This is a genomic window from Mycobacterium sp. AMU20-3851 (assembly GCF_043974665.1).
Taxonomy (GTDB): domain Bacteria; phylum Actinomycetota; class Actinomycetes; order Mycobacteriales; family Mycobacteriaceae; genus Mycobacterium.
On sequence record NZ_CP146371.1, the window covers coordinates 1,415,792 to 1,429,119 of the forward strand.

Annotated in this window: 9 protein-coding genes; 3 read left to right on the forward strand and 6 right to left on the reverse strand. The window is 69.3% G+C overall.

The window, feature by feature from the left end; translation table 11 throughout:
* The first annotated feature begins 83 nt into the window (after positions 1–83).
* Both V4U86_RS06965 and V4U86_RS06970 read left to right on the forward strand, forming a co-directional pair.
* The gene (locus V4U86_RS06965) at positions 84–1,253 is read left to right on the forward strand and encodes a metallophosphoesterase family protein (protein WP_395310540.1); all 1,170 of its coding nucleotides are present in this window, start codon (positions 84–86) and stop codon (positions 1,251–1,253) included.
* The gene (locus V4U86_RS06970) at positions 1,250–3,865 is read left to right on the forward strand and encodes an AAA family ATPase (RefSeq protein WP_395310541.1); all 2,616 of its coding nucleotides are present in this window, start codon (positions 1,250–1,252) and stop codon (positions 3,863–3,865) included. The genes V4U86_RS06965 and V4U86_RS06970 overlap by 4 nt, the downstream gene beginning before the upstream one ends.
* On the opposite strand, the gene V4U86_RS06975 is transcribed toward V4U86_RS06970, so the two are convergent.
* Both V4U86_RS06975 and V4U86_RS06980 read right to left on the reverse strand, forming a co-directional pair.
* Complete coding sequence (locus V4U86_RS06975) at positions 3,862–5,220, reverse strand: LLM class flavin-dependent oxidoreductase (protein WP_395310542.1); 1,359 nt, start codon at positions 5,218–5,220, stop codon at positions 3,862–3,864. The genes V4U86_RS06970 and V4U86_RS06975 overlap by 4 nt on opposite strands.
* A 79-nt stretch (positions 5,221–5,299) precedes the next feature.
* Positions 5,300–6,511 (reverse strand): acyl-CoA dehydrogenase family protein, encoded by a 1,212-nt coding sequence (locus V4U86_RS06980; protein WP_395310543.1) that lies wholly within the window; start codon positions 6,509–6,511, stop codon positions 5,300–5,302.
* 102 nt (positions 6,512–6,613) lie between these two features.
* Here V4U86_RS06980 and V4U86_RS06985 point away from each other — a divergent pair, with 102 nt between their 5' ends.
* Entirely contained in the window at positions 6,614–7,876 is a 1,263-nt protein-coding gene (locus V4U86_RS06985) for an alpha/beta hydrolase (RefSeq protein WP_395310544.1), read from the forward strand.
* Here the strand turns inward: V4U86_RS06985 and V4U86_RS06990 are convergent.
* From V4U86_RS06990 to V4U86_RS07005, 4 genes are read right to left on the reverse strand one after another with little or no spacing between them, the layout of a single operon-like run.
* Positions 7,863–9,530, reverse strand: a complete 1,668-nt coding sequence (locus V4U86_RS06990; protein ID WP_395310545.1) for an ABC transporter family substrate-binding protein — start codon at positions 9,528–9,530, stop codon at positions 7,863–7,865. The two genes, V4U86_RS06985 and V4U86_RS06990, sit on opposite strands and share 14 nt — an antisense overlap.
* An 11-nt stretch (positions 9,531–9,541) precedes the next feature.
* Positions 9,542–11,377: a dipeptide ABC transporter ATP-binding protein gene (locus tag V4U86_RS06995; RefSeq protein ID WP_395310546.1), complete on the reverse strand. Its 1,836-nt coding sequence runs from the start codon at positions 11,375–11,377 to the stop codon at positions 9,542–9,544.
* A complete protein-coding gene (locus V4U86_RS07000; RefSeq protein WP_395310547.1) occupies positions 11,374–12,273 on the reverse strand; it encodes an ABC transporter permease in 900 nt (299 codons plus the stop codon). Before V4U86_RS07000 ends, V4U86_RS06995 begins: the two co-directional genes overlap by 4 nt.
* Positions 12,270–13,247, reverse strand: coding sequence for an ABC transporter permease (locus V4U86_RS07005; protein ID WP_395310548.1), 978 nt, complete (start codon positions 13,245–13,247; stop codon positions 12,270–12,272). The genes V4U86_RS07000 and V4U86_RS07005 overlap by 4 nt, the downstream gene beginning before the upstream one ends.
* Positions 13,248–13,328: the final 81 nt, after the last annotated feature.

Consider the following 13,328-nt stretch of genomic DNA (forward strand, 5'->3'; position numbering starts at 1 on the left):
TCGGACACCGGACCTAGACTCCCAGAACAACGATCGCAACTCGCCCCGAGCTAATGATCACCGATCCGGAAGGGAGTGCGCAGATGCGCTTTCTGCATACCGCCGACTGGCAGCTCGGGATGACCCGGCACTTCCTCGGCACCGGTGGCGGTGAGGCGCAGTCGCGCTACTCGGCGGCCCGCCGCGAGGCCGTCTCCGGCCTGGGTGCGCTGGCCGAGGAGGTGGGTGCCGAATTCGTCGTCGTCGCCGGTGATGTCTTCGAGGACAACCAGCTGGCTCCGCGCGAGGTGAGCCTGGCGCTGGAAGCCATCCGCGCCATCGGGGTTCCGGTGTACCTGCTGCCCGGCAACCATGATCAGCTCGATGCGGGGTCGGTGTACACCAGCACGCTGTTCCTCGACGAATGCCCGGACAACGTCACCGTGCTCGACGCCGATGGCATCTTCGAGGTGCGGCCCGGGGCGGAAATCGTCGCCGCGCCATGGCGTTCCAAGTCGCCGACCACCGACCTGGCGGCCGCGGTCACCGCAGACCTGCCCGCCGACGGCACGGTGCGCGTCCTGGTCGCGCACGGCGGCGTCGACATCCTCGACCCGGATCCGGGCAAGCCCTCCCTGATCCGGCTGTCCGGGTTGGAGGCCACCCTCGACCGGGGTGCGGTGCACTATGTCGCCTTGGGCGACAAGCATTCCCGCACCGAGGTGGGGGACACCGGCCGGGTGTGGTACTCGGGTGCGCCGGAGGTGACCAACTACGACGACATCGAAACCGATCCCGGGCATGTGCTGGTCGTCGACATCGACGAACAGGATGCCGCGCATCCGGTGCAGGTGTCCGCCCGCCGGGTCGGGCGGTGGCGCTTCCTGACCCTGCGCCACGATGTGAACGACGACCGCGACATCGCCGGCCTCGACGTCAACCTGGACCAGCTGCCGGACAAGGAATGCACCGTCGTGCGGTTGGTGCTGACCGGTTCGCTGACCGTCACCGACAAGGCCAAGCTGGACGTGTGCCTGGACCGGTACGCCCGGGTGTTCGCCTCGCTCCGGTTGTGGGAGCGGCATTCCGACATCGTGGTGCTGCCCGCCGACGGTGAATTCGACGATCTCCCGATCGGCGGGTTCGCCGCGGGAGCGGTCGCCGAACTGGTGGCCTCCGCGCGCGCCGACGGTGCCGAAGCCGAGGATGCCCGGTCTGCGCTGGCACTGCTGCTGCGCCTGTCCGGTGGCGCACTGGAAGGGAACGTCGCGTGATACTGCACCGGTTGGTCCTCACCAACTACCGCGGGGTCGCCCACCGCGACATCGAATTCCCCGAGCGCGGGGTCGTGGTGATCAGCGGCGCCAATGAGATCGGCAAGTCCTCCATGATCGAGGCGCTGGATCTGCTGCTGACCATCAAGGACCGGTCCACCAAGAAAGAGGTCAAGGCGGTCAAGCCCACCCACGCCGACGTGGGCGCCGAGGTGCTGGCCGAGATCTCCACCGGCCCTTATCGTTTCGTGTACCGCAAGCGCTTCCACAAGCGCGCCGAGACGGCGCTGACCATCACCGAGCCCAAGCGTGAGCAGCTCACCGGGGACGAGGCACACGACCGGGTGCAGGCCATGCTGTCCGAGACGATGGACACCGCGCTGTGGGAGGCACAGCGGGTGCTGCAGGCCTCGGCCACCTCACCGGTGGACCTGTCCGGGTGCGACGCGTTGTCGCGGGCGCTCGACGTCGCGGCCGGTGACGGCGCCGACGACGCCGCCGGGGACTGCGATCCGCTGCTGGTCGACCGGATCGAGTGCGAGTACCTGAAGTACTTCACCCCGACCGGTCGTCCCACCGGGGAGTGGGCGGCGGCCGGGACCCGACTCAAGGCCGCCGAGGCCCAGGTCAAGACCGCCACCGAGGCGGTCGCCGAGGTGGAGCAGGCGGTGGCCCGGCACGCCACCCTGACCGCCGAGCTCGCCGAATCCGCCACCCGGGTCGAATCCGCGCGGGACCGACTGGCCGCCGCGCAGCAGGCCTCCGAGGCCGTTGCGCAGCTGACCCAGCAGCGCGACACCGCCCGGGTGGTGGCCGAGGCCGCCGCCGCGACGCACTCCGCGTCGGTCACGGCGGTCAACGAGCGGCGCCGGCTGCGTGCCGAGATCGACGAAAGATCCACGTCCGCAGCCGAACTGATCGCTGTCGCGGCCGAGTCCGCGCAGGCCCATGCCGCCGCCCGGCAGACCGTGGACGCCGCGGAGGCGGCCGCCGACCAGGCGCGTACCGCCGCCGAGGTCGCCGCGGTCGCGGTGGAGGAGGCCCGCACCACGCTGGCCGCGCTGGTCGCCCGCGACGAGGCAGCCCGGCTCGCGGTCCGGATCGACAAGCTCGAGGCGGCCACCGCCGAGCTCGCCAAGGTGGAGCGCGAACTGGTCGGCAACACCATGACCGATGCCCTGATGCGCGAGATCGAGAACGCCGCCCGGGCCGTCGAACGAGCCGCGGATCAGGCCGAACTCGCCTCTGCGCACATCGAACTCGTCGCGCTGGCCGATATGACACTGCGCGTCGGGGACGACGACGTCACCCTCGCCGCCGGCCAGGGCTGGTCGCGCAGTGCCGGGGCCCCGACCGAGATCGAACTGCCCGGCCTGCTGCGGGCCCGGGTGGTTCCGGGAGCCGATGCGCTGGACACCCATGCCAAACTCGTCGCCGCCCAGGACATTGCGGCCGAGGCCCTACGCCGGGCCGGGGTGCAAACCGTCGAGCAGGCCCGCGATCTGGACGCCCGGCGTCGGGAACTGCGTTCGGAACAGGGGCGGTGGCAGGCCACCATCGGCGCGCTGGCCGGTGAGGAAAGCCTCGGTCAGCTGCAGGCCCGGCACGCGGAATTGACTGTCGGACAAGCAGATGTCGACGGTGACACCGATGCTGCCCGCGCCACGCTGGAGACCGCCCGGACGGCACACCGCTCGGCGGTACAACACGCCGACGCCCAGCGTGCCCTGGCCGCGGCGGCGGTCACGACGTGCAACGAGGCGGCGGTTGCCGCGGGCGTGCTGCGGGAGAAGCTGGGCGCCGCCCAGGCCGAACTGCACACCGCCACCGAGCGGCTGGCCGCCGAACGCCGCACCGTCGCCGATGATGCGCTGAGCGTGGCGGCCGAGGCCGAGGCCGAGCGGTCCACCCGGGCCGCGGCCGAACTCGCCCGCCTGGACGCCGAATTGGCCGCCGCCCACCCGGACGCGGTCGCCGCGGAACTCGCCGCGGCTGCCCGCGCCGCGCAGTCCCTGCTGGCCGAACGCGAGGCCGCCGCCACCACGCTGACCGAACTGTCGGCCACCCTCAAGCTCTACGGCACCCAGGGCCGCAAGGGTGCCCTCGACACCGCCCTCACCGAACGCGAGCACGCGCACGGGGAGTACCTGCGCGTGCAGCGCCGCGCCCGCGCGGCGCAGACACTGCGTGAGGTGGTGCTGCGGCACCGCGACACCGCCCGGGCGCGCTACGTGGCCCCGTTCCGCGGGGAGATCGAACGGTTGGGGCGCATCGTGTTCGGCGCCGACTTCGAGGTCGACATCGACACCGATCTGACCATCCGCAGCCGCACCCTCGACGGCCGCACGGTGGGCTACGAATCGCTGTCCGGTGGGGCCAAGGAACAGATCGGCATCGTCGCGCGGCTGGCGTGCGCATCGCTGGTGGCTCGGGAGGACACTGTGCCCGTCGTCATCGACGATGCGCTGGGCTTCACCGACCCGGACCGGCTGACCCGGATGTCCGCGGTGTTCGACACCGTCGGCGGGGACGGTCAGGTCATCGTGCTGACCTGCAGCCCGGACCGCTACGCCGGGATCGGTGAGGCCCAGCTCATCGAGCTGACCGCTTAGGCGACCGCTTCGGCGATCTGCTCCGAACCGGCGGGCAGGGCGCTGAGGCCGAGATGGTCCCGCAGCGTGTCACCGGTGTACTCGGTGCGGAACAGGCCGCGCCGCTGCAGCTCGGGGACCACGTAGTCGACGAAATCGTTGAAGGTGCCCGGGCTTTGGGCCGCCGACACCATGAACCCGTCGGCCTCGCCCGCGGTGAACGACTCCTCGATCTGATCGGCCACCTGTGCGGCGGTGCCCACGTACTGCGGCAGCAGCACACCCTGGGCATACCACTTGCCGATGTCGCGCAGCGTCAGGTTGTCCCGGTTCGCCACCCGTCGCGCCGTGTCGAACAGGCCCTGGGTGCCGGTCACCTGCACGTCCTCGACCGGGGCGTCCAGGTCGTACTGGGAGAAGTCGTGGTCGGTGTGCACGCTCAAGGTGATCAACCCGGAGATCGGGTCGGCCAGCTCATTGTGGAACGCCTGCTTCTCGCGGGCGATCGATTCCGTCTCGCCGATGAACGGGATGAACGCCGGGAAGATCAGCACGCTGTCCGGGTTCCGGCCGAAATTGCTTGCCCGCGACTTGATGTCGTCGTAGTAGGCACGCCGGCCCTCCGGGGTCGGGTCGATCTCGAAGATCGCCTCGGCCCAGCGCGCGGCGAAGTCACGCCCGGTGTTCGAGGACCCGGCCTGGATCAGCACCGGACGGCCCTGCGGTGAGCGCGGCACGTTCAGGGGTCCGCGGGTGCGGAAGAACTTCCCGTCGTGCTCAACCCGGCGGATCTTGTCCGGGTCGGCGAACACGCCGCTGTCCTTGTCGACCACCAGCGCGTCCGGATCCCATGACGACCACAGTTCCAGCGCCGTCCGCACGAATTCCTCGGCCCGCTCGTAGCGGAACTCGTGATCCAGATGGCTGTCCTGGCCGAAGTTCTGCGCCTCACTGGCGGTCAGCGAGGTGACGATGTTCCAGGCCACCCGGCCGCGGGTGATGTGGTCCAGGCTGGCGAAGATGCGGGCCAGCTCGTAGGGATGGAAATAGGTCGCGGATTTGGTGATCGCCACGCCCAGCTTGGTGGTGACCGCGCCGATGCTGGCCGCGACGATGGACGGGTCCAGCGTCGCGGTGGCCTGCGTGCCGCGGCGCAGCGGTTCGGTGATGTCGCGGCCGTACTGGGCCGGTGCGGCCAGCAGGTCGGCGAAGAACACGAAGTCGAACTTGCCGCGTTCCAGGATGCGCCCGATGCGGTGGTAGTACTCCGGGCTGGTGAAGTCGGTGTCGCTACCCGGGTGCCGCCACGCGGCGTGGCTGTGGGTGACCTGGGAGGCGATCTGGAAGCCGCCGAGGTGTAGTTGCTTGGTCGTCATGTGGGCCTTTCTCAGCGATTTACGCACATCTAGCAGCGGTGGGCGCCGGTAGATGTGCGCAAATCGAGGTGAGGGAGGGTCAGAAGTAGGCGTTCGCCGGGATGGGGGTGCCGTGGAGCAGGTTCTGTCCGATAACCCGCGCCTTGAGGCCGACCGGGTTGTGCAACGTGATGGTGCGGATGTTGCGCCAGTGCCGGTCCAGGTTGCGTTGCCGGCTGGACGCGCTGGCCCCGCCGAGTTCCAGCAGCCTGGTCGCCGCGATCGGTGCCACGTCGTCGAGGTGCACCTTGACCTTGGCCACCTTCAACTGCGCCTGGGCCGCCAGGTCGGCATCCGGCACGCCGTCGACCTCGGAGTCGGTGGCCGCGGCGATGGCCTCCGCGGCATCGAGCACCGCGGTGCGGGCGATGTAGGCCACCGATGCCAGTTCACCGAGCTGACGCTGCAGCAGGGGGTCGTCGGTCGGCCGCTCGGCCAGAGCGTGGCTGAAGCTGCGTTCCCGCGAGCGCAGCAGGTCGACGCCGTCGTCCACCACGTTGGCCAGGACACCGGCCACCACCGCGTGGATGTAGAGCTGTAGCGAGGCGTACTGGACCGTGGGGACCGGGTCGGCGTCGTACGGGCTGTCGCTGAGCACCTCGTCCGGGGCCACCGCCACGCTGGTGAAGGTGGTGGTCCCGGTGCCGGTACGCCGCTGCCCGAACCCGTCCCAGTCGTCGATGATCTTCACCCCGGCCCGGTCGGCCGGCACCACCACGGTGGCCACCGAGTCGTGGTCGGTGGTCGCGGTGGTGGTCAGGTAGTCGGAGAACAGTGTGCCGGTGCTGTAGAACTTCTCGCCGTCCAGCCGGAACCCCCCGTTCGGGCTGGGCAGCAGCCGGGTGTTGAACACCAGGCTACCGACGGCTGCCGAGCCCTTCTCGCTGAAAGCGTTGCCGAAGATCTTGCCGTCGGCCACCAGGTCGAGCCACTTGTGTGAGCGTGTGCGCAGCCGCTCTTCGACGAACCAGAAGTGTGCGCGGAAGATGTGCGCGACGATGGGATCGGCCTGGGCGACATCGATCACCGCGGAAAACAGCTGCGGCACAGTCAGTCCTGCGCCACCGAACTCGGCGGGTAGTCGCAGGGTGCCGAAACCGGCCCGTTTGAGCGCGGCGACCTGGTCAAAGGGGTTCTCGTCGTTGAGGTCTCGATCTTTGGATCCAGATCCGATGGTGCGCAGGAGATCCTTCCATTCGGGTGACCCGGGCAGGATTCGGTGTGTGTTCTCGACGGTGGTCATGTCGACCATTTCTACTGACGGGAGTCCGCTGGGCGCACTGCTTGCGATCACCGCGAACCTAAGCCGAACTGCTGGTGCCGCGGCCCGGCGCGGGGGGCACAATGAGCGGTGATGACCATGTCCGCCAAACGTCGCCGGGCGCACGACAAACTGGCTGCCCTGCCCGGCGTACGCCCCGTCCGCCGGCCGGTGACCCGTGGCGGTGACCAGATGTTCGACCTGTACTACGTGCGGGTCGGCCGGAAATCGGCGCATCCGGTGGTGGTCATCCCGGGCGGCCCCGGGCTCGCCTCGGTGGCGCCCTACCGGGCTTTCCGCCGGCACGCGGCCGCGGCCGGTTACGACGTCATCATGGTCGAGCACCGGGGCGTCGGGCTGTCCCGGCACGACGATGACGGCGCGGACCTGCCGCCCGGGGCGATCACCGTGAAACAGGTGGTCGACGACATCGCGGCGGTGCTCGACGACGCCGGTGTGCAGACCGCGCACATCTACGGCAGCTCCTACGGCTCCTATATCGCCGCGGGGGTCGGGGTACGCCATCCCGGCCGGGTCGCGGGGATGGTGCTGGACTCCCCGGTGCTTTCGGCTGGGGACATCGACGAGATGCGCACGGCCATCCGTGGGCTGCTCTGGGACGGCACCGAGGCGGCCGACGAGCAAACCCCGGACCTGGCGTTGAAGGTGCGCAAGCTGGCCGACGAGGGTATGCGACTCGACGGCTCGGCCCAGGTCGCCAGCCTGGTCTACGAGTACGGCGGCACGCGTTTGCTCGACCGCCAGCTCGAGCTGCTGCTGCGCGGGCGGACGCTGCTGTGGGAGGGCCTGAGCAGGGCGCTGCGGATCGGCCTGCGCAAGGCCCCCTACCGGCACGAGGACGACCTGGTGTCGCGAATCGCCTTCCGCGAGCTCAACTTCGCCGGTGAGCCGGACGGACTACCGCTGGACCCGTCGGTGGTGATGCGCGATATCCACGATCCGTCAGAGGAATTCGAGAGGGAGCCGTTCGACCTGGTCGCCGAGATGCCCGGATTCGGCTGGCCCACCGCGGTGCTGTCCGGCGGCCGGGATCTCACCACCCCGCCTGCGGTCGCGAAGCAGGTGGTTGACCTGATCCCGGGCGCCATCCTGGTGACGCTGCCCTCTGCCGGTCACAGCGTGCTGGACACCCGGGAGCGGGCCGCACTGGAGGTCATCGGGGCGCTGCGCGTCGGGTTGCTGGACACCCTGGCCGCGCGGGGTGCCGAACTCGACCGGCTGCCCGTCAACCCGCTTGTGCGGGCAGCGATCACGGCGATCACCGCCGCTGCCGCCATCGAGTCGACGCTGCCCGCGGCGGTACCGCGGATCGTCTCCCGGATCAGGGTTTCATGAAGCCGATCGTCGAGTAGTTGATATCGCCGATGCCGGACGGACCGTAGTTCGCCAGGGTGTTGCGCACGGCCATGTTGCCGGGGGCCTGGATCAGCGTCAGGCTGTGCCCCGCGGCCCAGATCATCTTGTCCAGCTCGTTGGCGAGCTCGCGCGTCTTGGCCTGGTCGAGCTCGGCCAGCGTCTCCTCGATCTTGGCGTCGATCTCCGGGCTGCCGATCTTGCCGAAGTTGCTCTCGCCCCCCGACGCATAGATCTGGGTGAGGCTGCCCAGCGGGAATGCGTCTCCGCCGAAGGCGAATTGGGCGATGTCGAAGTTGCCGACGGTGATGTAGTCGGGGAACAGGGCCCCGCCGGGAGCCGGGACCAGCTCCAGGTTGACCCCGATCTGGGCCAGCTGGTTCTGCGCGATCTGGGCGACGGTGCGGGTGCTCGCGCCGTCGTAGAAGACCTGGCGGAGCTTGAGTTGCCTGCCGTCTTTGGCGCGGAACTGGCCGTTGAGTGTCCACCCCAAGGCGTCCAGCTCGCGGGCCGCCGCGTCGGGATCGAAGTCGATCCCGTTGTTCTGGTAGCCCTCCTGGCCGGCCAGGAAGATGTGGTTGTTCAGCGCGGTCGGGTTGTCGGTGAGCCCGCGCTGGGACACCGAGGCGATGGTCTGCCGGTCCAGGCCCTTGGCGATCGCAATGCGCAGGGCCGGGTCGGCCAGCAGTGAGCCCGGTGCCCCGTTGAAGGTGAAATGACTCCAGTTCGGCGCCGGTGCACGGCGGATGGTGACGCCGGGGGTGCGGCGGGCTATCTCCAGCTCGTCGAGGGTGGTCGGTGCGGCGGCGTCCAGCGCATTGTTCTGCAGCGCCGGGATCACTGCGGCGTCGTCGAGCACGGTGTAGGTGATCGACTCCAGCAGGGGCGGTGTGCCCCACCATTTCGGGTTGCGGGTCAAGATGATTCGCTGTGCGGCGCGGTCCACGGTGGTGATCTGGAACGGGCCGGCCGAGACCGAGGGTCCGTTGAGGAATCCCTTGTTGAACGCTTCGGGATCCGATGTCACCGCTTTCGGGGCCAGCATCGAGTTACCGGCGAACATGCCGCGCCAGTCCGCGTAGTGCTTGTCGAAGGTGATCACGGCCTGCCGGTCGTCGACACCCTTGGTGACCGAGGCGACGCGTTCGCTGCCGTTCGGGGAGGCGAACAGGAACCGCTTGTCCTTGCCGCTGGTCGCGTTGATCTGGGCGGCCATGTCCTCCCAGGTGACCGGCGACCCGTCCGACCACACCGCCTTCGGGTTGATCGTGTACGTGACGATCTGCGGGTCGGTGCTGGTGAGTTCGACGCTGGTGAAGTAGTCGCTGTTGACCGTCATCGTGCCGTCGGGCTTGATGACGAAGGCGCGCGGCAGGGTGGCGCGCAACATCCGGCCCAGTTCACCGAGGTTGCCGTCGACGTGCAGGTAGTTGAAGTTGGGTGGGAAACCGGTCAGCGGGAGCCGCAGATTCCCGCCCTGCTGCAGCGTGGTCGGATCCTGCGGGTTGATATCGGCGGTCGCTCCGATCTCGGCATTACCCCCGGCCGAGGGGATCGAGGTATCCGGGCTGGAACAACCGGTCAGGGTCAGCGCCACCGCTGCACCCACCGCGAGCAGACGCGATATCGCACTCATGCGCTCAGACTCTAACCGGCTTCGGGCCGGTGGCGGGGGACCGCGGACAGCAGTCCGCGGGTGTACTCATGCCGGGGCGCGCCGAACACCTGCTCGTTGTCGCCCTGCTCGACCACCTTGCCCTTGTGCATCACCACCACCCGGTGGGCCAGGTGCCGCACCACCGACAGGTCATGGGAGACGAACAGATAGGACAGCCCGAGATGTTCCTGTAGATCGAGCAGAAGGTTGATGATCCCGGCCTGGATCGATACGTCCAGCGCCGACACCGGTTCGTCGAGGGCCAGGATCTTCGGCCGCAGCGCCAGTGCCCGCGCGATGCCGATCCGCTGCTTCTGCCCACCGGAGAACTCCGCCGGATAGCGGCCGGCGTCCTCGCGGCGCAACCCGACCAGGCCGAGCAGTTCGGCGACCCGGTCGCTGGTGGCGGTTTTGTCGAACCCGTTGGCGCGCAGCGGCTCGGCGAGCACGTCGAACACCGGTAGGCGCGGATCCAGGGATGCGACCGGGTCCTGGAAGACCACCTGCAGGTCGCCGCGCAGCGCCCGGCGGCCCCGACGGTCCAGGGTCGCGACATCGGTGCCGAGGACCTCGATCTTCCCCGCCTGAGGTGTGCTCAGGTCCAGAATCTGGTGCAGCGTCGTGGACTTGCCCGAGCCGGACTCGCCGACGATGCCGAGGGTGCGGCCCTGCTCCAGGTCGAAGCTGACCCCGTCGACCGCGCGAACCTCACCGACGCGCCGGCGGAACACCATACCCTTGGTGAGGGTGTAGGTCTTGGCGAGGTCGCGCACCCGAAGGACCACGTCGCCCGTGGCCCCGGCGGGTTCGGCGGCCGGCGCGGTCGGGACGCCGTAGATGTCGGCGGCGCTGCGCCCGTCGACCTGATCGTGTCGGATGCAGGCAACCTGGTGGCGCGGCCGCACGGTGAGCAGTTCCGGTTCGGCGGCGCGGCAGGCGTCGATCGCCAGCGGGCAGCGCGGTGCGAACGGGCAGCCCGGCGGCAGGGCCGCCAGCGACGGGGGCGCTCCGGGGATGGGCACCAGCCGTTCGCCGCGCGGCGCGTCGAGGCGGGGTACCGAGCCGAGCAGCCCTGCGGTGTACGGCATCCGGCGGTTGCGGTACAACTCGGCGACCGGCGCCGTCTCGACCGCGCGGCCGGCGTACATCACCAACGCGCGGTCGGCGAACTCGGCGACCACCCCGAGGTCGTGGGTGATGATCAGCACGCCGGCACCGGTGACATCGCGTGCGGTGCGCAGCACGTCGAGGATCTGGGCCTGCACGGTCACGTCCAGCGCGGTCGTCGGCTCATCGCAGATCAGCAGATCCGGATCGTTGGCGATGGCGATGGCGATGACCACACGTTGCCGCTCCCCACCGGACAGTTCGTGCGGGAACGCGCGGGAGCGCTGCTCGGGCTGCCGGATCCCGACGAGTTCGAGCAGTTCGACGGCGCGGGTGCGGGCCGCCCGGGCCCCGACGTCGGGGTGGTGGATCCGGATGGCTTCGGCGATCTGGTCGCCGACCGTGTAGACCGGGGTCAGTGCCGACATCGGGTCCTGGAAGACGGTGCCGATCCGGGCGCCGCGGATCCGCGACATCTGGGCGTCCGGCAGCCCGATCAGTTCGTCGCCCTGCAGGCGCACCGAGCCGGAGACGTCGGCGAACTCGGGAAGCAGCCCGACGACGGCCATCGCGCCGGCGGACTTACCGGCGCCCGACTCGCCGACCAGGGCGACGACCTCGCCGGAGTCCACGTGATAGTTCAATCCGCGTACCGCGGCGACGGTCTCGGTGTCGGTCGGGAATGCGACCCGCAGATCGCGGACCTCCAGCAGGGTCATGAGCGACCCCGCCGGGGCAGGCGCCGACCGGGGCGTGCCGCCGGGTCCAGTGCGTCGCGGAGCCCGTCGCCGATGAGGTTGGCGCACAACACGATCAACACCAGCACTCCGGCGGGGAACAGGAACACCCAGGGGAATGTCGTCAACGACCGGGTGCCGTCGGCGATCAAGGTACCCAGCGACACGTCCGGGGGCTGCACCCCGAAACCGAGGAAGCTCAGCCCGGTCTCGGCCAGGATGGCCATCCCGACGTTCAGCGCGGTGTCGATGATCAGGATGGAAGCCACGTTGGGCACGATGTGACGGATGATGATCCGGCGGTTGGAGACCCCCATGTACCTTGCCGCGGCGACGAATTCGCGTTCCCGCAGGCTCATGGTCATACCCCGCACGATGCGCGAGCTGATCATCCAGCTGAACGCCGCGAGCAGCAGGATCAGCCACAGGATGCTGCCGGACTCGCGGGTGCGTGGGGTGACGATGGCGATGAGCAGGAAGCTGGGTACCACCAGCAGCAGGTCCACGGTCCACATCAGCGTGCGGTCCCGCCAGCCGCCGAAGTAGCCGGCCACCGCGCCGACGGTGGCGGCGATGACGGTCGAGATGAACGCGACGCAGACACCGATCAGCAGGGATTTCTGCATGCCGCGCAGAATTTGGGCCAGCAGGTCCTGGCCGATCGAGTTGGTGCCGAACCAGTGTTGCGTGCTGGGTGGTTGTTGCAGTGCGTAGTAGTCCAGATCGGTGTGCGAGTAGGGCAGCAGCGGCGGCAACACCCAGGCCGCCGCGAACAGCAGCGCCAGCAGGGCCACCGACACGACCGCAGGCCGGTTGCGCAGGAACCGGCGCAGCACCAGGGAACGCCGCGAGACGAACTGGTATTCGGTATCGGTCACGAGACACGCACCCGGGGATCCAGCGCGGCGTAGATGACGTCGGACAGCAGCCCGGCCAGCAGGATCGTCACACCGGTGAAGACCGTGATGGCCACGACGATGTTGGTGTCCTGGGTGGTGATGCCCTGCACCACCCACTCACCCATGCCGTGCCAGCCGAAGATCTTCTCCACGAACACCGCGCCGGTGAACAACCCGCCGACGCTGTAGGCGAACAGGGTGGCCATCGGGATCAGCGCGGTGCGCAGGCCGTGTCTGAACAGCGCCTGGCGCCGGGTCAGGCCCTTCGCGCGGGCGGTGCGGATGAAGTCCTGGCCCAGCACGTCGAGCATCGCGTTGCGCTGGTAGCGACTGAACCCGGCGATCGCGGTCAGCGCCAGGGTGAACGTCGGCAGCACCAGGTGCTGCACACGGTCGACGAACTGGTTCCACCAGCCGCCGACGGCGTCGGCGGAGGTTTCCCCGGTGTACTCGAACAGCTGGATCCCGAGGATCGAGTTCACCTTCAATGCGCCAAGGATCAACAGGTTGGCGATCACGAAGGTGGGGGCGCTGATGATCAGCAGTGCGGCCAGCGTGATGGTCCGGTCGGACAGCCGGTACTGGCGCACCGCACCCCACGCGCCGACCACCACGCCGATGAGGGTGCCGACGACCGAGCCGATGAGCACCAGCCGCAGGCTCACCCCGATCCGCCGCCACAGTTCGTCGCTGACCGGCTGACCGGTGACGGTGGTACCGAAATCGCCGCGGACCGCGTCGGACGCCCAGTCCGCGTAGCGCACCGGGATCGGCTTGTCGAGACTCAGTTCGGCGGCCTTGGCCTCGATCACGGCCTGCGGCGGGCGCGGGTTGCGCTCCTGCAGACTGTCCAGCGGCGAGAAGGTCAGCGACGTCAGGGTGAACGTCAGAAACGATGCCAGGGCCAGCAGGATCACATAGTTGAGCAGCCGGCGCGCGAGGAAGCGGGTCATCCGGTCGATCCGCTGCGGGGCTGCATTCGGACAGGGTATGAGATCAACCCAGCTTAGCCGCGTTTGTGCCGGCCAGCGGCG

Excerpts from the sequence above, each read along its gene's own strand:
- V4U86_RS06965 (WP_395310540.1), top strand. The coding sequence starts at position 84 with ATGCGCTTTCTGCATACCGCCGACTGGCAGCTCGGGATGACCCGGCAC.
- V4U86_RS06975 (WP_395310542.1), bottom strand. The coding sequence starts at position 5,220 with ATGACGACCAAGCAACTACACCTCGGCGGCTTCCAGATCGCCTCCCAG.
- V4U86_RS06980 (WP_395310543.1), bottom strand. The coding sequence starts at position 6,511 with ATGGTCGACATGACCACCGTCGAGAACACACACCGAATCCTGCCCGGG.
- V4U86_RS06985 (WP_395310544.1), top strand. The coding sequence starts at position 6,614 with ATGACCATGTCCGCCAAACGTCGCCGGGCGCACGACAAACTGGCTGCC.
- V4U86_RS06990 (WP_395310545.1), bottom strand. The coding sequence starts at position 9,530 with ATGAGTGCGATATCGCGTCTGCTCGCGGTGGGTGCAGCGGTGGCGCTG.
- V4U86_RS06995 (WP_395310546.1), bottom strand. The coding sequence starts at position 11,377 with ATGACCCTGCTGGAGGTCCGCGATCTGCGGGTCGCATTCCCGACCGAC.
- V4U86_RS07005 (WP_395310548.1), bottom strand. The coding sequence starts at position 13,247 with ATGACCCGCTTCCTCGCGCGCCGGCTGCTCAACTATGTGATCCTGCTG.